Annotated in this window: 19 protein-coding genes; all 19 read left to right on the top strand. The window is 34.9% G+C overall.

Features of this window, described 5'->3' with window-relative positions; translation table 11 throughout:
• The first annotated feature begins 1 nt into the window (after position 1).
• On the top strand, positions 2-625 hold the full coding sequence (gene pilO, locus HBN50_RS15915) for a type 4a pilus biogenesis protein PilO (RefSeq protein WP_273871694.1): 624 nt from the start codon (positions 2-4) through the stop codon (positions 623-625).
• Between the two features lie 23 nt (positions 626-648).
• Positions 649-1,095, top strand: a complete 447-nt coding sequence (locus tag HBN50_RS15910; RefSeq protein ID WP_273871693.1) for a pilus assembly protein PilP — start codon at positions 649-651, stop codon at positions 1,093-1,095.
• Positions 1,096-1,167: 72 nt separating this feature from the next.
• The gene (gene pilQ, locus HBN50_RS15905) at positions 1,168-2,952 is read left to right on the top strand and encodes a type IV pilus secretin PilQ (RefSeq protein WP_273871692.1); all 1,785 of its coding nucleotides are present in this window, start codon (positions 1,168-1,170) and stop codon (positions 2,950-2,952) included.
• Positions 2,952-4,175, top strand: a complete 1,224-nt coding sequence (locus tag HBN50_RS15900; RefSeq protein WP_273871690.1) for a hypothetical protein — start codon at positions 2,952-2,954, stop codon at positions 4,173-4,175. Before pilQ ends, HBN50_RS15900 begins: the two co-directional genes overlap by 1 nt.
• A 68-nt stretch (positions 4,176-4,243) precedes the next feature.
• Complete coding sequence (locus tag HBN50_RS15895; RefSeq protein WP_273871689.1) at positions 4,244-4,690, top strand: type II 3-dehydroquinate dehydratase; 447 nt, start codon at positions 4,244-4,246, stop codon at positions 4,688-4,690.
• 2 nt (positions 4,691-4,692) lie between these two features.
• Positions 4,693-5,265 carry an elongation factor P gene (efp, locus tag HBN50_RS15890; protein WP_273871687.1) on the top strand — a complete coding sequence of 191 codons (573 nt, stop codon included), beginning with the start codon at positions 4,693-4,695 and terminating at the stop codon, positions 5,263-5,265.
• 21 nt (positions 5,266-5,286) lie between these two features.
• Positions 5,287-5,727 (top strand): acetyl-CoA carboxylase biotin carboxyl carrier protein, encoded by a 441-nt coding sequence (gene accB / locus HBN50_RS15885; protein ID WP_273871686.1) that lies wholly within the window; start codon positions 5,287-5,289, stop codon positions 5,725-5,727.
• 13 nt (positions 5,728-5,740) lie between these two features.
• Entirely contained in the window at positions 5,741-7,084 is a 1,344-nt protein-coding gene (gene accC / locus HBN50_RS15880) for an acetyl-CoA carboxylase biotin carboxylase subunit (protein WP_273871685.1), read from the top strand.
• 71 nt (positions 7,085-7,155) lie between these two features.
• Positions 7,156-8,700, top strand: a complete 1,545-nt coding sequence (locus tag HBN50_RS15875; RefSeq protein ID WP_273871684.1) for a hypothetical protein — start codon at positions 7,156-7,158, stop codon at positions 8,698-8,700.
• Between the two features lie 64 nt (positions 8,701-8,764).
• Entirely contained in the window at positions 8,765-12,691 is a 3,927-nt protein-coding gene (locus tag HBN50_RS15870; RefSeq protein ID WP_273871683.1) for a translocation/assembly module TamB domain-containing protein, read from the top strand.
• The gene (locus tag HBN50_RS15865; protein WP_273871681.1) at positions 12,679-15,567 is read left to right on the top strand and encodes a POTRA domain-containing protein; all 2,889 of its coding nucleotides are present in this window, start codon (positions 12,679-12,681) and stop codon (positions 15,565-15,567) included. The genes HBN50_RS15870 and HBN50_RS15865 overlap by 13 nt, the downstream gene beginning before the upstream one ends.
• A gap of 143 nt (positions 15,568-15,710) precedes the next feature.
• Complete coding sequence (gene rplM, locus HBN50_RS15860; RefSeq protein WP_273871679.1) at positions 15,711-16,148, top strand: 50S ribosomal protein L13; 438 nt, start codon at positions 15,711-15,713, stop codon at positions 16,146-16,148.
• Positions 16,149-16,170: 22 nt separating this feature from the next.
• Positions 16,171-16,575, top strand: coding sequence for a 30S ribosomal protein S9 (gene rpsI / locus HBN50_RS15855; protein WP_273871678.1), 405 nt, complete (start codon positions 16,171-16,173; stop codon positions 16,573-16,575).
• A 194-nt stretch (positions 16,576-16,769) separates the two neighbouring features.
• Positions 16,770-17,522 carry a hypothetical protein gene (locus tag HBN50_RS15850; protein ID WP_273871676.1) on the top strand — a complete coding sequence of 251 codons (753 nt, stop codon included), beginning with the start codon at positions 16,770-16,772 and terminating at the stop codon, positions 17,520-17,522.
• Between the two features lie 41 nt (positions 17,523-17,563).
• Positions 17,564-20,152 (top strand): hypothetical protein, encoded by a 2,589-nt coding sequence (locus HBN50_RS15845; RefSeq protein ID WP_273871675.1) that lies wholly within the window; start codon positions 17,564-17,566, stop codon positions 20,150-20,152.
• 107 nt (positions 20,153-20,259) lie between these two features.
• The gene (locus HBN50_RS15840) at positions 20,260-20,988 is read left to right on the top strand and encodes a hypothetical protein (RefSeq protein ID WP_273871674.1); all 729 of its coding nucleotides are present in this window, start codon (positions 20,260-20,262) and stop codon (positions 20,986-20,988) included.
• A 3-nt stretch (positions 20,989-20,991) separates the two neighbouring features.
• Positions 20,992-22,779, top strand: a complete 1,788-nt coding sequence (locus tag HBN50_RS15835) for a matrixin family metalloprotease (RefSeq protein WP_273871672.1) — start codon at positions 20,992-20,994, stop codon at positions 22,777-22,779.
• Between the two features lie 83 nt (positions 22,780-22,862).
• Complete coding sequence (locus tag HBN50_RS15830; protein ID WP_273871671.1) at positions 22,863-23,339, top strand: hypothetical protein; 477 nt, start codon at positions 22,863-22,865, stop codon at positions 23,337-23,339.
• A 14-nt stretch (positions 23,340-23,353) separates the two neighbouring features.
• A complete protein-coding gene (lon, locus tag HBN50_RS15825; RefSeq protein ID WP_273871670.1) occupies positions 23,354-25,843 on the top strand; it encodes an endopeptidase La in 2,490 nt (829 codons plus the stop codon).
• Positions 25,844-25,853 lie beyond the last annotated feature (10 nt).

Genomic DNA, 25,853 nt, shown 5'->3' with positions numbered 1-25,853 from the left:
TATGAAGTTATTAATAAAGAATCTCCATGTTTTCTTGTTGTTGTATCTAGGCTTTGGTGCCTATGAAAAGTATATTGCTATTGAAGAACGTAAAGTTAACTCTACATCAGAAATTCCTACGATAGAGCAAAGAATTAAGAAGAGTCAAAAAAAGAAAACTGATATCGAAAACTATATGAAGGAAATTGAAGATGCAAAAAAGAGAATCGAATTAGTTGCTATTGAAGTAGAAAAGATTCAAAAGAAACTTCCAAGTAGTATTTCAGATGCATCAAATCTCGAATTCATTAAAACAATTGCTGAAACTCTAAATGTTAAAAATATCTATCTCTCTCCTCGAAGTGGAGAAAATCATGGTTTTTATAACACAAAGATTTATGAATTTAAGGGTTCGGGAACTTTTCTTCAGTTTCTTATTTTCCTAGAAAAAATTTCAGAAGCTGAGCAGCTATTAAACGTTTCAGAGATTACTATTTCAAAGGGAACATCACCAAGAAGAGGACGTTTCCAAGAAGTTAATTTCGAAGCTAAGGTAGAAGCTTATCAATATAATGATAATCATAAAGAAGATCGTGGTATTGATAAAATTGAAAGTGAATTTAAAAGCAAAAAAGGTCGTGGATAATGATGAATCGTACCTTAATTATAATGACATTATTTATATTTGCTCTACCTGCATTGGGTAATTCTAAAAAAGCAGAGGCTATTTTAAGAAAGAGTAAAACGAATATTGTTAACCCTCTGGACTTAAGAGATCCATTCAAAAGACCGTCTCTTAAGACTAAGAAGAAGCAGGCTAAGAAAGTTGAAACGACATTTTTCACTAACGTTCCAACAATCGACTCTACGCCATTAGAAAATATCAGAATTGTAGGTATTCTTGTTGGTAAAGAAAGAAGAGCAATCGCAAAAGTTATTGGTGGTGATCAAAACGACAACGAGACCTTTATTCTAAAAGAGGGAATGACGTTGGGGCAAAATAAGGCAATCATCAAAGCGATCCTGCCAGGTGGAATTTTATTGGCCGAGAAAATTACTAACGTATATGACGAAGAAGAGTACTTAGAAACGGTTATTCCAGTTTCTAATGAATAAAGTTCTTTAGACTTTTGAAAATAATGCTATAATAAAATCAGGTATGTATCTAAGACCTTAGGATGAGGTGATATGAAAAGAGGAATTTTACTCACAATAGGTGCGTTCTTTTTGACGATTAATGCTTTCAGTGCACAGTTAGAGAAAATCGACTTTGCTCAAAAAGGTGAAATCAGCCAACTCGAATTAATCTTTGACAGTAATAATGTAGAAGCTAAAAAATTCCAAGACTCGGAATTTAAGCAGATTATTATTGATATCAAAAACTCCACAGCAACGGATAAAATTCTACGTGGATTTGATACTTCAGAATTTTCTGGTGGAGTTGTCTATGTATCGGCCTATAAAAAACCAGATAATCCAAAAGATATTCGTTTAGTTCTTCAATTAAGAGATAACGTTAGATCTCTTCTCAAAAGAAAGCCGAATAGAATCGTTTTAGAAATTGAAAATAGATTCGGAGCATTTTCTGAAAATACAATTTCTAGTGGACAAAGTTTCGAAGAAAAAGTTGCAGAGACTCTTGAAGAGGATTCAAAGGTTCTCATTCCTAAGTCTGGCGCCGTCGAGGATATTCTTGAAAACCTGACACTCTCAGGTAGAAAAAAATACATCGGTAAAAGAATTACAATCAACGTACAAAATTTAAAAATTGCTGAAATTCTAAAGATGATTGCAGATGCTTCGGGATTCAATATTATCTTGACGGAATCTGTTGAAAGATTACCTCCGCTATCATTAAATCTTGTCAATGTTCCTTGGGATCAGGCCCTTGATACTGTTCTTGGACTTGGAAGATTAGTTGCGAAAAAGAATGGTGCCATCCTTATGGTAACTACTTTTGATGAAGCGGCCAAAGAGCAAGAAAAAGAAATTGCAGCAAAGAGAATTAAGGTTAGAGATGAACCCCTTGTAACTAAGATTTTTCCAATATCTTACTCTGATACAAAATCTTTGACTGATATTGTTAAACCATATCTTACACCGCAAAGAGGAACTCTCTCTGTGGACGATAGAACGAACTCGATGATCGTAAAAGATACTGTCGAGAATATTGAAAAGATTAAAAAAATCATTGAAATCTTAGATACTCAGACACCACAGGTTTTAATCGAATCTAAGATTGTTGAAGTTACAGAAGGCTATAAAAAAGAAATTGGATTAGTTGAAGGTTTAAACTTTGGTTACGATCCAATTACTTCTACAGCAGATGCATCCGATAGTGGGCCTGGATTTTCACTAAGTTCTGCTCCTAGTACAGGTGATGGTGCGAGAGATCTATTTGGATTATCAATCACTCGATTTGGGAGACTTCTAAATTTAAATTTTAGGCTTCAGTTAATGGAGAATGAATCGAAAGGGAAGGTTGTTGCGAGTCCAAAAGTTATTGCTCAAAACAAAAAGAAAGCAACGATTCAAACAGTTGATACAACAAGTTACTCACAACAAACTGGAAACGGTGATGATGCAGTTACTTCATTCCAACAAATTGATGCTACTTTAAATCTCGCAGTAACTCCACAAGTTACAAATGAAGGTTCAATTGCTCTAGACATCGAATTGAGTAAAGAGCAATTTGGTACGAGACCAAGTAACTTAGCTCCACCTGATAAACAAGCTAGAACTGTTAATACTAGTGTTCTAGTAGATAATGGATCTACAATTGTACTTGGTGGTGTTTATAACTACGAAAAGCGTGAAACTCACTCTGGAGTACCTTTCTTAAAGGATATTCCACTAATTGGATGGTTCTTTAGAACTCCTTCTGGGCCTGAAATTAGTAAAAATGAGTTGATCATATTTATGACACCAAGAGTGATTAACCAAGAAGAAGCTGGACTTGGGAATAAAAGCTAATGAGTTCAAGTGATACGACTACGCCTTTGATTGATAAATATAGTGAGATCTTGGAGAAAAATCCAAAATCAAGAGTATTTGCTCCTTTGGCAGAGGTCTATCGCAAAATGGGACTTGTAAAGCAGGCCCTAAATATTCTAAGAGAAGGGATAAGACAAAACCCTGATTATGTTCTTGGACACGTGGGTCTTGCTCACTGTTACTTTGATATGGGCGAAGAATCACTCGCTTATACAACCATCAAGCCGTATATTGATTCGAATAAAGAGAATCTCTTACTTCAAAAACTCTTTGGAGATATTTGTTTAAAGATCAATCATCGAGAAGAAGCCTTATCTACATTCAAGCTTCTTCTTTTTATGAACCCTAAAAATGAATACTTTGCAGAGAAGGTAAAAGAGTTAGAAGATAGCCTTTACCCATCACCTGGTGGGAACTTTGATTACATCATCACTGAGCAGCCAGCAGAAGATAAAAGCAACTTCTTTAATGTTGAGAAAATTGATGCTGGAGCTGATTCATTTGATGAGTGGGTAGAAGTTAAATTTAATCCAGAAGGTGATGAAACGGAGAATTCTTCTGAAACTGATATTGATTCTTGGTCAGTTGAGAAAGAAGTAGATTTAGACGAAGTCGTTGAAGAAGAGCCGATTGAATTTGCTACAGAATTAATAGATCAAGATGGTGAAGAAGATACAGGTTCAGTTTATACACAAACTCTAGTCGATCTTTATTGTTCTCAGGGTCATACAGACAAAGCCGTTTCTATTTTAGAGAAAATCATTGAATTGAATCCTAAAGATCAAGCGGCAATCAAAAGGCTAAATGAACTTGAGATGGAATTGTTGAAACCATCGAAAAATAAATCGAAATCACTCGCTGAGCATACATTTGAATTCAAGCAAGAGATTGAGCAGGCAGCTAAAGAACAGGAAGAAGTTCAATTTGTAGAGCAGACGGCCAAGAGAATTGAAGAAACTGAGGAAGCTGGAAGACAGAATTTAATGAGTATTTTGGCCTCGAAGTTTAAAGAGGTCGATGAGCAGAAGTACCATATCGATAATGTTGCTCCGCGCGAAGTGGAAAAAGCTGAAATTGTCGAAGAACCTAAGTCTTTAGAATCAGACGAAAGCCGAGAGAGACTTGTAGAGCTTGAAGGTAGGCTTTGGAGATTTCACGAATTGATCAAATCGAGAGCTGCTAATGTAGCTAATCCTCGCTAGCTCTTTTCTTTACAACATTTATTACACTTGCTAATTATTTGGTGCACCGTGAAAAAGTGGAGTGCCTGATGGCAATGAAATTTATGGTCATTAATGGACCTAATTTAAATATGTTGGGAAAAAGAGAAGCTTCTATCTATGGAAATGACTCTTTAAACGATATTCAAGACTATACAGAATCTACACTTTCAAAGATGGGACACAGTGTTCAAATCAACTGGTTTCAGTCAAATTCAGAAACCGAAATAATAGATAAAATACAGGGATTAGTGGAATCTGACTTTTCAGCTTTAATTATTAATCCTGCCGCGTATTCTCATACGAGTGTCGCAATCTTGGATGCACTGAAAATGTTATCAATACCAATTGTTGAAGTTCATTTAAGTAACACTCATCAGAGAGAGACCTTTAGACAGGTCAAGTTGACGGCCAAAGCCTCCACAATCATAATGGAGGGCCTAGGAAAAAATGCTTATTTATTCGGAATTTTAACTCAGTTAAATAAAGGAAATTAATAATGGAATTTCAAACTACAGATTTTAGAAAAGGTCTTAAAGTAGAAGTTGATGATAAGCCATATCTTATCGTTAAATGTGACTTCACAAACCCTGGAAAAGGTTCTGCTTTCTATAAAGTTAAACTTAAAAACCTTGAAAACGGAAACGTTTTAGAAAGAACTTATAAGTCTGGTGTTTCAACAGGTGTAATGAAGCCAGATCTAGATGAAAAAGAAGTTGAGTATATGTATGGAGATACTGACGGATTTAACTTCATGGACCAGTCTACTTACGAAACAATTCACGTTACAACTGAACAATGTGGGGATGCAGTTAATTACCTTCAAGAAGGGATTAAATTGTATGTTCTTTACTATAAAGGAAATCCAATTTCTATTGAACTTCCAAACTTCGTTGAGCTGAAAGTTACACAAACAGACCCTGGACTTAAAGGTGACACTGCACAAGGTGGACTGAAAAAGGCCATTATGGAAACTGGGCTTCAGGTAAACGTACCACTTTTCATCAACGAAGGTGAATTATTAAAAATTGATACACGTACAGGTGAATACGTAGAGCGTGTTAAAAGCTAATAGATAGCAATCGAGGCAGTCATGGATTTTGAAAAGCTAAAAGAATTTATTGAAATCGCAAAAGAAGCAGGTGCTAGCTCACTTGAATATGAAGCAGGTAAAGAAAAATTTTCTGTTGAATTTCCAACCGCTGGAACTGTTGCTCCTGTTGCTCCAATCGTTGCAGCCGCTGCGGCTCCTCAGGTAGCCCCACAGTCTAAGGCAGCGACTTCTGCTGACTCTGGTCTTCTTGAAATTACTTCTCCTTTTGTTGGAACTTTTTATGCATCACCATCTCCTGATGCTGACGTATATGCAAAAGTTGGAGATAGAGTTTCAAGTGGTAAAGTCATGTGTATTGTTGAAGCCATGAAGATCATGAATGAAATTGAGTCAGATGTTTCTGGTGAGATTGTTGAGGTTTGTGTAGAGAACGAAACATACGTTGAGTTTGGACAAGTTCTTTTCAAAATCAAACCTTAATTTAGAGGTCGTCATGAAATTTAAAAAAATCTTAATTGCGAACCGTGGAGAAATTGCGGTTCGTATTCTTAGAACGTGTAAAGAGCTTGGTATTGAAACAGTTTGTGTTCATTCGACAGCTGATGAAAACTCGCTTCACGTAAAGCTTGCTGATGAGTCGGTCTGTATTGGTCCTGCAAAGTCAGCTCTTTCATATCTTAATATTCCAGCAATTCTTTCTGCAGCAGAGATCACTGGTGCTGAAGCAATTCACCCAGGGTTTGGTTTTCTTTCAGAGAATAAAGAATTTGCTGAACTTTGTGCTAAATGGGGTATTGAGTTTATTGGACCAAATGTTGAATGTATCGACAAAATGGGAAGTAAGATTCTTTCAAAAGAGCTTGCTGAAGCCGCAGGTATTCCAATTCTAAAGCCAATTAAGGTGAATGGAAGAACTGACTCTGATATCGTCGCTGATGTAGAGAGAATGGGCTACCCTGTTCTTATCAAAGCATCTGCCGGAGGTGGTGGACGCGGGATGCAAATGATCGACGACCCAAAAAATCTTCTACCTGCTATTACAAGACTGAAGACGGAAGCGAAAGCTGGATTTGGTGATGATACATTATTTGTAGAAAAATTCATTACAAACCCAAGACACGTTGAAGTTCAGATTCTTGCAGATAAGCATGGCAATGTGATTCACCTTGGTGAAAGAGATTGTACTGTTCAGAGAAGATTTCAAAAAGTTGTTGAAGAGTCGCCTTGTCCTGTTTTAACAGAACAAAAGCGTCAAGAAATTTGCCAATCTGCTGTTGATCTAGCAAAGCACGTTGGTTATGACTCTGTTGGAACGGTTGAATATCTTTACGATCAAGACGAGCAAAAATTCTACTTCATGGAAATGAACACAAGAATTCAGGTAGAACACCCTGTAACTGAACAAAGAACAGGTGTTGACTTAATTGCTCAACAAATTCGTTCAGCTGAAAATGAAGTACTAGAGTTTAAACAAGAAGACATTAAGTTCTCTGGACACTCTATTGAATGCCGTATTAATGCTGAAGATCCTGTTACTTCCATGCCATCTCCAGGTGAGATTATCTATTATCACCGCCCAGCTGGTATTGGAGTTAGAGTTGATGATTTCATCTACTCTGGTTACAAGGTACCACCATTTTATGATTCGATGATTGCAAAAGTTATCGTTACAGCTCGTAACAGAGATGAGTGTTTAGATAGAATGAGACGTGCTCTTAATGAAACATTCATTGATGGAATTAAGACAAATAAAGATCTACATTTATCGATAATTGATGACCCTGACTTCAGGGGAAATAATTACGCTACAAACTTTCTTGCTCTTAAAATGAAGTAAAATAAAGGAGTTAGAACTCAAGTTTAAACTTGAGTTTCTAACTCTAATATTTACTTTTTTTAGGAGGCCCTTTGGTTCTTTCAAAATTGCAAATGCTATATTCGAGTGGAAAAATCCATGATGCTTTTGCATGCTTGAAAAGTATTGAAAAAGAAATTGAACATTTCACCTCTAAAGAAAAAATCGAATTCTTTAATTTATCCATTCATATAAAAAAGAAATTAGAGCTTAACATTAGGTCGACTGTTGAAGCTTGTATTGAGACTTTAATTGTTGCAGATGATGCCTTAAACATTGTTAAATTCTATGAGGAGAATCTTGTAAGAGATCTTCGCTTCTCAGTAACTTATAAAATTTTTAAGTCTTATATTTTGATAGGTGAAATCGCTGAAGCAAAGAAGTTGGCTTCCAAGATGTTAAATAAACTCTTAGATGAAAAACTTTTTGATCAGGCCATGTCTTTTATAGAAGAGATGAATGATATCAATGTGCCTCGCTCAAAGCTGATTAGAGCGAAATTTAGAGTGATGATAGAGAAGGGCGAAACAAGTGTTTTTAATCTTATAAGCTCTGAAAACGAATACAAAATTTTTATGAGTGAGCTTGAACTATCAAATCATAAAAAAGAATGGTTAAAAAAATATGAATATAAAAAGCTCGCTCTAAACCTAGGCCTAGAAGATGAAGAATTCTTTTCATCATGCTTACAGATTTTAATTCATGAACCTAAGGAAAAGGAGACACTCTTTTTTCTTTTGAAAAAGTCATTTGAATTAAAAAGAAGACAGCTGTGTGACCTTTTAATCAAAGTTTTAAGTGAAAAATATTTTTCTGATTTATTAACAGAGAATCAAAAAGATGAACTTCTTGCAATGGATATGGAAGTTCGAAATTTTGAAGAATTTGATTATCGAGATGAGATTGATCTTGGAACTGATCTCTTTGCGATAGATGTTTTGACAGAAGAGCAAGAGATTGAAAATAGAATAAATTTTCTCATTCAAATGGGTGAGGAAGAAAAAGCAGAAGAACTAATTAATGAACTAAAGGCCAGGGGAAGTGACAGTACTCTAATTAGTGATTTTGAAGATGAGAAACTGAGAAAGAAGGGTTCTAAAGCGCTAGCGATTAATAGAGACGTAACTACAGATTTTACGAAGATAATTAATAAGTATTCAGAAGAGCCTGAAGAGAAAACAAGTGAAATAGAGTCATATGTTAAAAAGCTTATTGAGAACTCGTCCAAAGAAGAACTCGATGAACAATACTATGATCTATCTATTGCTCTTTTGATGATGGAACTTCCAACTGTTGTTGTAAGTATGATTGAATCTTTGAGTGAGACAGAAGACTTAAAAGAAATTGTAAAAAGAGAATATCTAATAGTGAATGCTTTGTTTCAAGATAAGGAATATTATAAAGCGTTAAATAGAGCGGAAGCCGCAATTGATGAAATCCCTTTTACAGAAGATGAACGAATAGATTTTTACTACATCGTTGGAGAGTGTTATAGAAAAATAGGTAGAAAATTAGAGGCCATGAAATACTATGCAAGAGTCTTTGCTGTCGACAAAAACTATCGACTAGTGAAGCAGAGGTTAAATGAGATTAGGTAAAGTAAATACATTTTTATTAATATTTGTTTTGCTAATATCCATAACTATTTATGGAGCACGATCTTTGTTGCAAAGTGAGATGGTAGGGGAATATTTATCTAAGCAGGTCCAAAAGATTGCTCAAGATAAAGCCGACTTGAGTTTAGAGTTTAAACAAATTGGAGTTGGTTTCTTTCCTCCAGCTACAATTTTAAAAGATATAAAAGTTAAGAAGAAACTAAATGATGGCTGGATAGATTTTCAATCAAAAGAAGTAGCACTCAAATTTGGTATTTTAGATTTCTTCAAGAAAGAGTTATCTATTAGTTCTTTTGATATCTATGGTGCAGAAATATATGGAAGTATTCCTGAGTCAAAGGAATCAAGCAAAAGAGAAGACTTCAAGTTAAAAAATATATTTCAAGAAATACGACAAGCAATTGATACGAAACTACCTGTTAAAGTTTCTCGAGTGTATGTAAATAAAACGTCAGTATTTATAAATGATGCGATCATTTATATCGATAATATCGAACTATCTGACTTTTCTAAAAGTATAGAGGTGAATGGGAAGATCAATAGTGTTCGAAGTGGTGAAACAAATATTGATAAGTATCTTCAAAGAGATAGTATCGATTTTCAAACAGAGCTGAGCGCAAATAAATTGAGAATTAAGAACTTAATGATTGAAGACGGCCTCAATAAACTTTCTCTGAGTGGAGAAATTGTTGATGATCTCAAAAATGGTACTCACGATCTTAAAATGAAATATTCTGGAGGTATTCAGGATATTATCGATGAAATAAAAGGCTTTGACGAAAAAATTGATGGATATGTTGAATTTGAAGTGACATCAAAAGGAAATGTATCAGATCCCCAAGCAGACTTCGTGATTAAAAGTTGGGAAGGGATATCAAGTTATTTTCATTATGATTATTTTGAAAGTAAAGGTCGATATAAAGATGGGAATTTATCGGCCAGTAAGGCATTTCTTAAAAGGGGAGAAGGGTCAATTGAAAACTCAAAACCTATTGAAGTAAATATCAATAAATTGGATCAACTTAAATTTCATATTAAGGCCAACGATTTTCATACAAACGACGCTCTATATGCCATTAAAGATAGCCTGGATGGATTAAAGGGATTTATTAATGGAGAGTTAGAGATAGAGTTTATAAAAGATACTTGGCTCTTTCATATTTTATCCGGGACAAAATTAAAGCAGACAAAATACGTTTTAGATGAACAAAGCCCAGTTGTTTTGTCCCCAAAGGATATTACTTTTTCAGATTCTCAGATCGTTTTAAATGAAGATCTTTCGGTCTTTTTTAGACTAGATGCTATCTCAGGGAGTTATACAAAATTTAATGTAACTGGTAAGGTTGGGAATAATACGATCTTTTTCGAACTAGCCAATAATAATTTTGATTTTGCTGAGTTTGGAAAAATTATGGAATTTCCTATCGATGGGAAAGGAAAGGCCAAGGTTATTATTAATGGTAACTATCAAGGCGATGTTACCTTCAATGTTGATTTAGATCTTGAAGACTTTGGTCTTCTTGATTTCAAAACAAAAAAAGCAAAGGGAAATATCTTTTATGACCTTAGTCGTAACAAGATACTCATTAACGATACCGTTTTTAAATTCGATTCTACTGATGGTAATGCTGAAGGTTTTATTGATTTTAGTCAAAACAATCTTGATATTAAATTCGATATTCCAAAGATCACTTATCTTGATATGAAGTATATTACAGAGGACTTCTTTAAGAAGATTCCTTTGACTATTCCTGAAAAAATTAGAGCTAATGCTGAAGTGGATATGAGACTGTCTGGTAGTCTTGATGATGTTAAACTGAAGGGTGAAATAGATTTAGAAGATATTGATCTTTACGGTGAAACTTTTGAAGATGCAAAGGCTAACTTCAGTATCGATAGTCGAGATATTTTTATTAATGATGTTGTCTTCAAAAAGTCTAACGGTAAATTAGCTGGAAATATTCATTTTTATCAGGGTGAAATGGATGAATTAAATATTCGGCTAAATAGTTTTAGATTGAAAGATAGTGACTTTTATCGTCTTACAGGACTTGGTTTAGATGGGTTTGTTAAATCAAATATTTCCCTTAAAAAGAAATTTGGTGAATCAATAATTCAGGGGGATATAAGCTTACTTGGTTCTCAAATCAACAATGTTAAAGTCGGTGACTCAGAATTAAAATTTAAATATGTTGATAAAAGATTGAATGTTAGGGCCGAAGGTCTTGGTGATGAAATAGCTATCGTTTCAGAAATTAATACAGACTCTAAAGATGTTAAGATAAATATACTCTTTGACTTTGATAATCTGAGGGAAATTCTTGGTATTATCTCAGACCACAATATAAGAGATCGTTCAATTACAGGAAGGGTGCGAGGGCTACTGGATAGTAATTTTAACTATGAAGACCTTAAGAATATTAATTTGAATTTAACTCTTGATGAGTTCGCTGTTCGCAGAGGTGGATCTACAATTCTCCTTCCTGGGAAGAAGAGTCTCGTTTTAAATAACGGTATCGTGACCAAGGGTGAATTCTTTTTAAAGCATAGAGACAAGGGAATTAAAACAGTTTTCAGTGGCTCTATTGAAAAGGGGCTTCGAATTGAACAAGAACTCGTCCTCGATGCCGATTGGGCCGAAGTATTAACTCCAAAAATTCATAAGATATCAGGTTTAATAAGAGGACGAGGAGTCTTTGTTGGGGAAATAGGTCAGGTTGATAATTTTTATGAATTAGAAGTAAGTGATGTCTCAGCAAAGATAGAAAAACTTCCAAATGTCATAACAGATATTAACGCAAAAATAATTCTTGATGGTAAGAATCTGTTGCTAGAGGAAGCTAGTGCCAAATTTGGTGGAGGAATCATAACATCGAATGGAATCGTAGAATTTGTATTTCCATTTCCTCGATCTGATATAAATATTAAAGTAGATAGTGCATATATTCCATTTTTTAAGAAATCTGGTGTTGTTGTTTCAGCAAACTCAAAAATTATTGGAGAGAGTTTTCCTTATAAAATTCAGGGAGATGTTATTTTAAAAGCTGGTAGTTATAGTGATGAATTTGATGAATTCTCTAAGAGTGAAATCATTCCTTCAAGTGTGTATCAGTTCATTCCAGATAAAACGAATATCGATAATACTCGCTTTTTTGATTTAGATATTAACTTAAATACAGATAGCCCTTTATTTGTAAAAAATAGTTTGTCCGATCTTCAATTTACTGGAAAAGCGAGAATTACTGGGAGTCCAATTAGACCAAAAGTCTTTGGTAATCTCCTATTTATACCTTCGATCAGTAAATTTAAATTCAAAGGACATGAATTTATTCTCTACGAAGGGAAAGTAAATTTTGATGATGAATCAATCGGGTCAACTCCTGAATTATTTTTTTCTGCTCAATCTAGAATTAATCAATATGACATAAAGCTAGAAGTTGGTGGGAAATCAAATGACTTAAATATTAATCTTTCTGCGGAGCCATTCCTAGTCCAAGAGGATATCTTGTCTCTTCTTACTCTAGGTGTTACTTCCGATATCTCACAAGGACTACAGTCTCGAGAAAGACAGAATGTTACGACATTAGGTCTAGGAACTTTACTTGTTGATCAACTTAAAATTAACGAAGGACTAAATTCATCTTTGGGACTAAGATTGAGTGTTCTTCCTGAATTTGGAGAGAATGAGGATACACTTTTACAGGGAAAATCAGGAGTAAGTGATGGAGATGTATCTAGATTTAAAAGTGCTACTAAGGTTAAAGTACAAAAACAAATAACAAACTCGATGGATTTATCATTATCTAGTACGATAGGTGGTTCGTTAGAGCAAAAACAAGAAATGAATTTAAACTATAATATAAATAAGAACCTCTCTGTTGAAGGGGTTTATGAACTCAAATCGAGTAGTGAAGAATCTGTCGATACTCCAGACTCGATTGGTGCGGATATAAAATATAGATGGTCATTCTAAGATTAATGACATTCATATTCTTTTTAGTCGTTTCTTTTAATAGTTACGCAAAGAAGATTAGTACCTTTAATGTCACATGTGACATTAAATCACTTTGTTCTGAGTACAAAGATAAATTTGACGATATCATTGGCCTTGAGTTTTCAAACGAATTACTCCGTGAACAACTCCGTTTCAAACTTTTAGATCAGTCCATTAACACTTTTGCTTATGAAGTGTATGAAGGCGAAAACGAAATTGTTGTTGAAGTTGAGCTTGGAATTAAAAGAAAAGTTAATGATATTGTTTTTACTTTTGATGAAGATGTCGCACTCGATGAAATTTCCTCTAGAGTCTCTTTGAAAATAGATGATTACTATTCAGAAGAACTACTCGCAAAGAGCTATGATGATGCTAAAAAGTATTTGAGGGAACACGGCTATTTTAACTCACAAGTTAAGATGAAAGTTAATGAGACAGGATCAGTCGTTAATATTTCATTTGATGTTACTCTTGGTAAATACTCTAAAATTACATCAATAAATGTTGAATCAAATATTGTATGGTTAAAGGACTTTATTTCGACAAAGTTGATAACTCGAAAAAATAAAATTTGGGACAAAAGCAGTTTTCAGATTCAGCTAGAAGGTATTCAAGATGAACTCTTTCTTCTTGGATTTTATGAAATAAAGCTAAGCTTGAAACCGCCAAAGTTTGATAAGCAAGATAACGTAAGTCTTAATATTGATGTTATTCCAGGCAAGAGATATGCCTTTGATTTCTATAATAATAAAATCTTTTCAAAACAAGAATTTGTAACGGAGATTAGAGCAATTGTTAAATCTCAAGGATTCAAGTTCAATTCCTCTGATCTAAAAGAAGTGATTCTCGAAATGTATGGTAAGAGGGGACTTTATAATACTGTCGTTCTTTTCAATGAGAGAAGAGGGTTAGATATAAATGGTCTGCCATATATTCATTACTTTGTTGAGCTTAAAGAAGGTAATAAGGTTAAAGTTAATAATTTAGTTTTCGAAGGGAATCGATTCTTTAGTAAGCAGTTTTTGACAGATGTTTTTTATAAGAAGGGAAGCTCGCTTATTAAGGCCAACTATTTGGATGAAAATTATTTAACTGAATTTCAAGATATTATTAAAAAGAAGTATCTAGAAAACGGATTTCTTTTTTCGGAAATTGTTAAGCCTGTCATTCGTTTCAATGAAGAGAAGGATGAGGCCGAGGTTAATATTCTTATTATTGAAAGACAACAAACAACACTTAACGAAATAAAGATTAAGGGTGTTGATAATAAGCTTTTCGAAGATGTTTTAAAAAGCATTCATAATAAGAAGGGTGCCGCTTTAAATGTCGTTGCTCTTGAAAAAGATCTTGATAAAGTAATCAATGTCATTCGTGAGAAAGGTTATTATTTTGCTGAATATAGAAATAGAGATCCTAAAAAGATCGTTACTTATACGAGTAACTACAAAGAAGCAGTCTTACAGTTAGATATTATTTCTGGCCCAAAAACAGTTTTTGAGAGCTTGCTTGTAACTGGAAATGTAAAAACTAAGTTTCAAGTTATTGATAGAGAAGTTCTCATGAAACGCGGTGATATTATTACGCCAAAGAAAATGCAGAACATTCGAAATCGTCTGACTTTATTAGGATTATTCTCTGCAATTCGAGTCACTCCATACATTGGTTCATCAAATGAAAAGAATGGAGAAACGAGAGTTAATTTACTTGTTCAATTGAAAGAGAAAGACTTTGGTCAAGCTGAGGTGGCTCCGGGTTATCGTACCGATTTAGGGGCGAAGTTTTCAGGAGGAGTCGTTCTAAACAACATTAGTGGCATGAACCGATCTTTAAGTATGCAAGTACAAGGAAACTTGAGACTTAGTTTTAAAGGTCTAGATGAAAGAAGAAAGCAGGAAGAGAAAAGACTGCTAGAGGGATTGGTTAAGTTCTCTTTTAACGAACCCTATGTTGGCTATAATCTTATTAAAACTAAACTCGATGGCGAAATGTCAGCGTCTTTTCAAAGAAAGAGATTCTCGAGTTTCGATGCTGATATTTTCAAGCTATCTCCACAGCTTTCAAAAACATTTGGAGACAATGTTTCTACTTCGCTACGTTATCAGTTAGAAGTTATCCGACAATTTGACGCCACGAGAGAGATTAACAACGATACATTTAGGATTGGCTCGCTTACTCCTTCTATCAGTTGGGATTTAAGAGATGATCCAACCAATCCAAAAAAAGGTGCATACTTTGCTCTCTCATGGGAGTTTGCGAATAGTTATTTCTATTCAATGGAAGAAGATGATCTAGTCATTAACTTTAATAAACTAGTTTCGAGAAATCGCTTTTATGTACCAGTTACTGATTCATTGGTTATTGCAACTTCTTTGGCCGGTGGTGTTGAGAAAAACTTTGCAACTGGTTTTAGAAAAGATGCTGATGGAAATATTGAACAAGATGAAGTTGGAAACCCTGTACCTATTGGATATATTCCAAGTCTAAAGGTCTTTCGTTTAGAAGGTGTCGATCAGGTTCGAGGCTTTTCTTCTGATGAAATAAATCGTCTTGAGTCTGGGGTCGATATAGGGGATGTCATTATTAATGATAAGGCCTATTTCTTGAACCTGAAGGTAGAGCCTAGGTACTATATTAATGATAATGTCGTGATTGGTGGATTCTTTGATGCAGGGTCTCTTTATGTAAATAGTCTTAAGCCATTGAAATTACGTACTGCTGTGGGTGGAACTTTTAAATTTGTGACTCAAGTAGGTTCACTGGATTTTGATTATGGAATCAAGCTTAAAAGGCGAGAAAATGATGCTCAGCAAAGAGAGTCTTTTGGTCGATTCCATTTATCAATTGGCTTCTTCTAAAAGGCCATATTAATAATTACTTAGGTAGAATTTAGCTCTTGACTAGAGGCCCCATAGTCAATTATAAAGGACAACATTCCCGTTACATTTCCCCAATATGTAAAAGAAAATGTTATTAATTATTAGGTGGAAGGTTAAAAATTATGTATACGCAAAAATCTTTTGTACTAAAACCTGCTGATGCTGACAAAAAATGGTATCTAGTAGACGCAACAGACAAAGTTGTCGGTAGACTTGCTACTGAGATTGCAGACATCCTAAGAGGAAAGAACAATCCAAAGTACACTCCGCACACAGACTCTGGTGATTTCGTTGTAGTTGTAAACGCTGACAAAGTTAGATTTACTGGTAGAAAGCTTGACCAAAAGAAATATTACAAGCACTCTGGTTATGTTGGTGGACTAAAAGAAACAACTGCAAGAGAACTTCTTGCTAAGAAGCCTGAGCAAGTTGTTATGAATGCTGTTAAAGGGATGCTTCCAAAGAACTCTCTTGGACGTCAACAACTGAAAAAGCTTAAAGTGTTTGCAGGTAATGAACATGCACACGAAGCTCAAAAACCAGAAGTTTACAATTTCTAATTTAGGTTAAAGAGGATTTTTTATGGCTACTAAAGGTAAAACATACGATGCACACGCTGTAGGTAGAAGAAAGACTTCTGTTGCTAGAGTTTATGTAGCAACTGGTTCTGGAAAGATCACAGTGAACAAAAGAGACATCAAAGATTATTTCCCAAAGGGAACTGATAGATACGTTGTTAATCAACCACTTAAGCTTCTTAAGCTGATTGATAAGTACGACCTTAACATCAATGTTAAAGGTGGTGGAACAACTGGACAAGCTGGTGCGGTAAGACTAGGTGTTGCAAGAGCAATCCTTAAGCTTGATCCAGCTGCAAGACCAGAGCTAAAAGCTGCTGGATTCTTAACTCGTGACCCACGTAAAGTTGAAAGACAAAAATACGGTCAAAAAGGTGCGAGAGCGAGATACCAATTCTCGAAACGTTAATCAAAATACTTTTTCGATATACGTTACAAGGCCCTCCTTTATGGAGGGCTTTTTTTGTACTTTTTTAAGGCTATCTATTTTCTAACTATATTTTTGAATTCTCCGAATAGAAAGTCATGAATCGTTTCGTCTTCTGCGTTTTCTTGATTTTTTTTCATCTAGATGCTTTTGCTAATGGGTCCATTACTAAAGTTATGTTGCATGTAGAAATAAACGGAGTCGAAAAGACACAAGTTAATAATAAAGCTCAAGAAACTCTGGAGCTTCAGAGTGTTCCAAAGTTCCTTTCGTTTCTCCATATGCACAAGAGTTTAGAGTATTCTAGCCTCCCTGAGCTTGCTGACGAGGAGCTCCGACTCATTAAAAAATATATAGAAGCAAATGATTTCCTAGAGGTCTATGAATTAGCTTATGCTCAAGCACAGGAAGAATGCTTCTTTGTAGATTCTTCTTTAGAGAAAAAGTGTGAGGCGCTTTTGGACATATATTTTGCTGTTAATGAGCTTCTTCATAGTGGAGAAGAGTATGAAGTTGATGCTGAGGAAAAAAAATTGGGAATTGTGCTAGATGGGGCAAGTATTACGGAGGAAATTGCTGTTAAAAATGATCCAAACTATAAGTTAATGATTGAATCACAATCCACTGAAAATAGATATATGAGTACAGTAATAAAAGATAATAATCTTAAAGAAAGAGCAGATTTTTACATTTGTGAGTTCAAAAAAGAGGCGTCTATTTCTGTAGATGTTCCCTATATGAAAGAACTAACAGATGGTCTTGAGAGTGTCTTAGTTTCAGAGGAAACAGCTTTGAATAAAAAGAAGGAGATTTTTTGTCTTTTATGGGACTTTTACCAACGAACAGAGAATTACGATAGACTGATTAACTTTCTCTATTTAAATGTTCCTGAGGGTGAGAATTTTTGTCGAGAAAATATAGAGCCTTAAGGTCTATGTGCAGCTTATCATCTCCATGATATAACGATGAGATGAATCAATTTACTCATATCGATATCAAGGGCGCGAGAACTAATAATCTCAAAAATATAGATCTTAAAATTAAAATAGGATCGATTACTTGTTTTTATGGTCCATCAGGATCTGGAAAATCTACTTTAGCTTTCCATACGCTTTTAACAGAATCTAAAAGACGTTTTATGAACTCATTTCCAAGTGATGTGAAGTTCTTTTGGGATCTTCCTAATGTTGTCGATGTTGATTCGATAAATCCGGTTCTTCCAGTATGGGGCCTAGCTCAAAACAATCCCATTATTGGTTCAAGGCCTGCCGTCGCTGATATTATTGGACTATCTGATCAAGTACAAAAGATCTTTTATCTTGCGGGAAAAAATACGTGTCCAGATCATGAAGTTGAATATGTTGAAAAGGGAATTGAGCAGAGGCTTCAGTCTTTACTAGAGGACTCTAGTGAGGAAGTGTACCACTGCTTTATTGCTAAAAATGATTACCAGAAAGTTGTCTCTTCACATGTTCTGCCTAGTCGCTCCGTTGATGCTGATTTAACTGAGCTTCGTGATTTTAATTCAGAAGATTATTATTTTGAATTATTCCGCTTCAAGAAAAGTAAAATGGATAAAGTTAGTAAGAGCTTCAAAGAGCTTAATCTGACAGAGTTTAGAGGAAACTTTCTTATCGTTTCTAAAAGCTTAGCTGAAAGTTTTTATCTGCCAGTTAAAAGCAATAGAGTTTGTCCAGAGTGTGATTCAGAAGAGGTCGAAGTTAAGTCTTACGAATACTTTTCTCCATATAATGCACTTGGTGCCTGTGATAATTGTCAGGGACATGGAATGACTCTTGAGTATGATATTAAAAAGTTAATTAAAGATCCGTCTTTGTCTGTAAGAGAGGACGGTGTTTCTTTTTTAACAAATAAGCGACTCTCTATGGAGAACTCAAGGCTAAAAAATGAAATGAAAAAGGCCGGCCTTGACCTTGATACGCCGATTGAAAAACTTCCTAAGGCATTCATGACACTTCTTTATAATGGGAAGGGGAGCTATTGTGGCTTCAATGAACTTTTTGATTACTTAGAGTCTAAAAGATACAAACGAAGCGTTAGAATTTTTCTTAGAAGTATTCAAACGGAAAGAGTATGTACTGTTTGTAACGGAACAAGAGTAAATCAAAATGTTTTGAATGTTTTACTGAATGATCTTTCTTATGAAAATTTATTATCGATGAATCTAGGAGAGGCCTATATTTCTCTTTTAGAATTAAAGAGTAATCTGAGTAAGAGTGATCTTTGGCCAAAGTATAAGTCTAGCTATGAGAATGCTGTTTTGATTTTAGAAAAGGCTAACCACTTAGGGCTTTCCCATTTACCCCTTACTAAAAAAGCTCGCACGATCTCTACTGGAGAATATCAACGTTTACTACTTGTTAAGTATTTATCCTATAGTGGTAATGGGTCGCTATTTGTATTGGATGAACCTTCTTTAGGCTTAACTAAAAATGAGCAAGAAGCCTTATGGAAATGCTTAGTAGATTTAAAAGAACAAGGTAATACGATTATCTTGGTAGATCACTCTGAATACTTACAAAAAATGAGTGATGAAGTAATTCTTATGGGTCCTGGAGCGGGAAATGAAGGTGGAGAAGTTGTCTACCAAGGCAAATTTAAGAAATCGAAATTCAATGATCTGCCACAAGATCTCTATGATAAAAAAAGAAAAGGTTCTCTAGAATTTAAAGAACTAACAATTGAGGATCATGCCTTAAAAAATATAAAACTTCCTTTGAATCAATTAACTTTAGTGAAAGGTGGAACTGGAAGTATTAAAACAAAATTACTTATTGAAGGTTTAGCTAATTTACTTAGCTATGAAATCAAAGGTGAGAAATTATTTTTCAACGATGCGAAAGTAAAAGGGCTTCAATATCCGATGGATACTTTGGATGTTTTTTCGTTTGGTACATCGCCACTAAGGTCTTCAAGCCGCTCCTCTGTCGGTACAATGATTGGTGTTACTCCAATACTTAGAAAGCACTTTGCAGATCTTCCCGTTTCAAAAAGTATGGGACTCCTTGCTGGAAACTTTTCTCCAAATTCAGATCTTGGAAAATGTACAAGTTGTGATGGAAAGGGAACAAAAGTTATCGATATGCAATTCTTAGAAGATCTGGAATTTACCTGTGAAGACTGTAAGGGGATGAAGTTAAAACCACTTTATGCCACGATACATGACGGTAACTTTAGTGTGCATGAATCATTTAGCCTTCCAATGAATAGAGTTTTACCTCAGGTTCGTATGACGCCAAAAATGAAAAGAATTTGGGAGTATATTAAAATTCTTAATCTAGATTATTTATCTCTCGATAGAGAGTTGAGTTCTCTCTCTGGAGGAGAAGGACAGCGTCTTAAACTTCTTTCGGCCATGCAAAAAGAGATTAGCAATTCTGTCCTCTTTTTTGAGAACCTCTCTTTCGGACTTTCAAAAAAAGAAATGGCCAAAATTGTCGAACTTCTACACAGGCTTTTGTCTATGAACAATACAATCGTTCTTATTGATGAGAACGAATTCTTTGAGGATTACGCTCATAAAATCATGAAAATGTAGTCTAAGTGTTCGAAATTTAAATGGGTTCAATTACCTGATAAAATCAGTAAAGAATAGGCTTTATATTCCGATAAGCAATGAGTATGGGCTCCAAGGAATATTTTAATATGACTAATTTACTGAAAATAACATTGCTCTCATTAGTGTACGTCACAAGTACATTAGCGACGACGTTCAGACCAACCCCACCTGAAAGATTAATCTATGACTCACATGCCGTCGTTCATGGTGTGTTTAATGGTCAAACTTATAAAAAGCTTCCATCTGGTCAGGTTGTAACAGAAGGGCTTTTTACAGTAATTAAGTCTGCTGGAATAAAGCATAACGATGTTCTTAATAAAAATGCCTTTAGAATTATGTATCCAGGTGGAGAGTGGCAAGATGTTACTTACAAAGTATTTGGTTCACCAAAATTTAAATTAGGTGAAGAAGTTGTTCTAATGCTTAGAAATTCTAAGTATGGATATACCGTTAATTCACTTCTTGCTGGAAAGTTTAAAGTCGAAAGAAATAGAGATGAAGGTGTGATGCTACGTTCTTCAGTTTTTCCAAACCATGAAAAGTACGGAGTTATTTCTTACGAAGAATTTAATGAGATTGTTAGAGATAAATTCGGTGAAGAGTTACATGAAATCTTCTCAGACAGATATGTTAACCGCGTAACGAAAAAGAAAGTTGTTGATTCACAAATAACGGTAAGGTCGAGAGATGGCCGTGAACCGGCTTCAACTGAAAATGAACCAGAGGGTGTAAGTACAACTATTTGGTTAGCAATTATTTTTGGAGTTATGGGCGCATTATTTTTAAAAAGTGTAAGTAGGGCGAAAAAGAACTAAAAAATGAAACTGGGCTTAATCATTGCTACATTCATTACGATACTTTCAATGAAAGTTGATGCTTATACTCTAAATCATAGTAGTGATGATGGGTTTATTAAGTGGAAGACTCTTAGTACAAGTATTGCTGTAAATCCTGCAAACTCTAGAATTGCAGAAGCAGATGCTCAAGTGATTATCAACAGTGCTTTAACATCTTGGAACGAAAAATCAGATTTTAATATTCAGAAAACGACGACAAATTCAGCACCTTCTGATTCAAGAAACGATCTCTATTTTAATTCAGAGAATCCGTTCTATGCAGGCGTGGGAGTAGTTGGAGTTACATCGATTGCCTATAACAATATTACGGGCGAAATCAAAGAAGCAGATATTATTATCAACGATGATGTTTTTAATATTTCTACAGATTCAAATAGCTCATATTATTTAGGTAATGTTGTCTCTCACGAACTCGGGCATTTTCTAGGACTTGGACACAGTACAGTTCTTGGTTCAACAATGTTTTATAGACTTTTTAAGGGACAGGGAACGCTGCATACTGATGACCATTCTGGAGCTCGAGCTCTTTATGGACCAAACCTAAATGTAATTGAAGGAAAAATTGTTGGTGAAGATCTTGTGCCTGTCTTTGGTGCAAATGTTCATGCCGTTTCTTCAACTACAGGAAAAGTTGTTGCTGCGGACATTTCAAATAGCGATGGAACATATTCAATTAAGGGTCTAGAGAATGATCATTACTATATCTACACATCACCACTCGATGGATTAAATGTCCTTCCTGAGTATTATGAAGATGTAAAAAAGAATTTTTGTACTTCAGGTTCAAGTTATAGGGGTTCATTTTTTCAAGCTTGCCGAACTTCAAGTGAAGGAATTCCTCAGACGATTGATCTAAGTAGTGGACGCAATATCTTTGATACTGAAAATATATCGATTCGTTGTAATCTGGATGTGCCAGTAGATTATTTTTCAAATAAAACAGATTATGATTTCACGAATTTCACTCAATATCTCAAAAATTCTTATAAAATCGGATCTCCTTTTGTTGGATATTTTACTCGCAATGATGTTGAAACAAATGTTTCAGATGTTATTAATATCGATTTCTCAACATTAGGGATTGAAGACATAACGGCAAATCTTTCAGATGACTTATATTTGGAAGTAAAAGTAACAAACCAAGAGTTCTTTTCGGCATATCGAAATGTATTTAATTTAACGAGAGCTGATGGAGCACAATCAAACTTTCCTAGCGATGGAATATATACTTCGTTTGAATATGATTCTGACAATAATTATGAAATCGATGCTGTTATAAGAATGCCTGTTGATATGACAAGTGCTTTAACCAAGTCTTTTACTCTGACAATTACTCCGTACGATATAGACTTTGTAGAAATTGGTAATGCTGGAGCGAAAGAGAATACATTTCCTGGAATCGAAAAATCGAGTGAATCGATGTTTTTCTATTTGTTTCAAGCGCATTTAGTAAAAAAGAATACGGATGGAAGTTATACAAAGGTTGATCCAGTTGTATTTGACGTATCTGATAACTCTCTATGTCTAGATGCTTCGCAAACATATTCTATGACGTCATCTTCTGATACAGGCTCGGGACAATTGATTGATTCTTCCTTTTCTGGTTCAAGAGATGTTGAAGTCGCAGGTTGTGCATCTGTTGCTTTTATAAATAATGATTCAAACGGAAGTGGACCTAAGTCAATGCTCCTTGTTTTTTCAATGATGATGCTCATTACACTCTTCAGATTTAAAGCGCTAAACCAGTAAAAGTTCTTTCATTTAAGCCAAAAAAAACCCATAATATAATAGAGAATCTATAGGAAGTTTAATATGTCATCGGAAGGCAGATTATGAGATTTATTTTTAAAGTATTAGTATTAATTTTTGTGTCACAGTCTGTAATGGCACAAGATCTTATGGCCGAAAGAATCAGAAGAGTACCGGCAAAAAAGAGATCTATTTATTTTGATAGTGGGATCTTCCATAATGGAGGACCTAAGATATCATCAACGATTAAGGCAGTACGACACTCGTATAGCGAATCAAGAGGTTTTGAACGAGTTGTTATCGACTTCGAAACAAAAGAGATTCCTCGAATCTATGGTTATATCTCGAATCAACATAAGAAAGTATATTTAGATGTTTTCAACACTAAGTTAACAAAGAACGTTGGTTCATTTGGTAAGTCTAAATTTGTAAATAATGTCGATTTTTATCCGATTGAAGATGATAGCTTATCAATGGAAATTAAATTCAAAAAAAATGTTAATGTTGATGTCTTCTACCTCAAAGGTCCAGGAAGACTCGTTATCGATATTAAAGGTTAAATACTGGAGTCATCATGTCAGATGTTGAAAGCGAACTACAAGTACAATTAGGCGCAGTTGATGCAAGCGATTTAGGTGGAAATGAAAATGACTTCCCAAGTGAAGTTGTCATCATCCCAATTATGAATAGTCCAATCTTTCCAGGAATGATTGCACCGATCATTCTTACTGAAGATAAATTTACGCCAGAATTAGATGATTATCTTCTCAAGTCTGGGTATGTAGCTCTAAACTTGGTAAAGTCAGACCTTAAAGATGATGAAGGTGAATTCATCAACGAAGAAGAGCTTGATATTGATAATAGAGAAATAAGAACAGGTGATATCTACAAAGTCGGTGTTCTCTGTAAAGTTGTTAAAAAGTTAAAATTACCAGATGGATCAGTGAATGTTCTTGTACATGGAATCAAGAGATACCGTGTTTCAGGTTTTACTGATGAGGCACCTCTTCTTAGAGCAAAAGTTGATGTATTCGATGATATCATCGACGCAGACGATGAGTTGGACGCATATACTAGATCTGTTATTAATCAGGTTAAGAGATTAAGTGAAATCAATCCTTATTTTAATGAGGAAATGAAATTAGCCATTTTAAATTCTCCATCACCTGGAGCTCTTGCTGATTTAGTTGCATTTGCTCTTTCTCTTGATATTCCAGAAGCGCAAGACTTTCTTGAAACACTTGTTGTTAAGAAGAGATTTGCAAAACTTCTTGTTTACCTAAAAAGAGAAAAAGATGTCGCAGATATTCAAAAGAAAATCTCAGATGAAGTTAACGACAAAGTTAATAAGTATCAAAGAGAGTACTTCCTTAGAGAGCAATTAAAAGTAATTCGTTCTGAACTTGGAATGGAAGATGATGATAAATCACGTGATCTTAGAAAGTTTCGTGATGAAGTAGAGAAAGCGAATTTACCAGAAGAAGTTCTAAAGTCAGTAAATGAGGAACTCGAAAAACTCGAGTCTATTCCGGATAGTTCACCAGAATATAATGTGACGAGAACATATCTAACTTGGATTATCGATTTACCTTGGTCAAAATCAACAAATGATTTAATTGATATGGTTAAGGCCAAGAAGATTCTTGAAAAGGATCACTTTGGTTTAGAGAAAGCAAAAGAAAGAATCTTAGAATTCTTAGCCGTTCGTAAATTAAAGCCTTCTTATGATGGTACTATTCTTTGTCTTGCTGGGCCTCCAGGTGTAGGTAAAACATCATTAGGACGCTCAATTGCTGAGTCTTTAGGAAGAAAGTTTTATCGCTTCAGTCTTGGTGGTATGAGAGACGAAGCAGAAATTAAAGGACATAGAAGAACGTACGTTGGAGCTATGCCAGGACGTATTATTCAAGCACTAAAACGAGTTGAAGTTAACAACCCAGTTATTATGCTTGATGAAATTGATAAGCTTGGACAATCTTTCCAAGGTGATCCAGCTTCTGCACTTCTTGAAGTTCTTGATCCAGAGCAAAACTCTACGTTCATTGATCACTACCTAGATGTACCTTTCGATCTATCAAAAGTATTGTTTATTGCAACTGCAAACTATATCGGTGAAATTCCAGAGCCTCTTCTAGATAGAATGGAAATTATCGATCTATCTGGATATACGATTGAAGAAAAAGTGTCGATTGCAACGAAGTGGGTCATTCCAAAGCAAATGAAAAAGCATGGGCTTGAAAAAGCTGATTTTCAATTAGCTGTTACGACAATTAAGAAATTAATTTCTGACTATGCTCGTGAACCAGGTGTTCGTGTTATGGAGCAATTCATCGCGAAGCTTTGTAGAAAAGCAGCTCTTATGAAAGTTACAAGTAAGAGACATAAGAAATTTTCTCCAAAGCCAGCTGATCTAGAGGCACTACTAGGTGGAGCTCGTTATCAAACTGAGATGGCGGAAAGAAATCTTCAACCTGGTGTTGTAACTGGTCTTGCTTGGACTGGTTACGGTGGTGATATTCTCTTTATTGAAACTCTACCTCTAAGAGGAAAAGGTGGATTTAAGTTAACTGGTCAACTTGGTGATGTCATGAATGAATCAGCAAATTTGGCATATAGTTACGTTAAACTACTTCTCGAAAATGAAATGATCAATACACCTAAGAAACGTCAAAATAAAAAAGGTGAGCAGACAGATGAGTCACCTGAAGATTTCTTAGATCAACATGAAGTTCACCTTCACTTACCTGCTGGTGCAACTCCAAAAGATGGACCATCTGCGGGTATTACAATGGCCTTGGCCCTTTACAGTCTTGCGACTGGCAAGCGTGTTAAGTCAGGTGTAGCGATGACAGGTGAGTTGAGTCTTACAGGTAAAGTTCTTCCAGTTGGAGGAATTAAGGAAAAAGTACTTGCTGCTAAAAGAGCTGGTATTAAAACAATTCTTCTTCCTAAGGCAAATGAAAAAGACCTTAAAGAAGTTCCTGATAGACACAGAAAAGGGATTAAGTTTTATCCTGTTGCCCACTTTGATGAAGTATTAAAAATTGCTTTAAATAAGAAATAAAAAAAGGAGC

It is taken from the genome of Halobacteriovorax sp. GB3, assembly GCF_028649655.1.
Taxonomy (GTDB): domain Bacteria; phylum Bdellovibrionota; class Bacteriovoracia; order Bacteriovoracales; family Bacteriovoracaceae; genus BSW11-IV.
The sequence above is the reverse complement of the archived record's forward strand: the minus strand, read 5'-3'. Positions and strand labels throughout refer to the sequence as shown.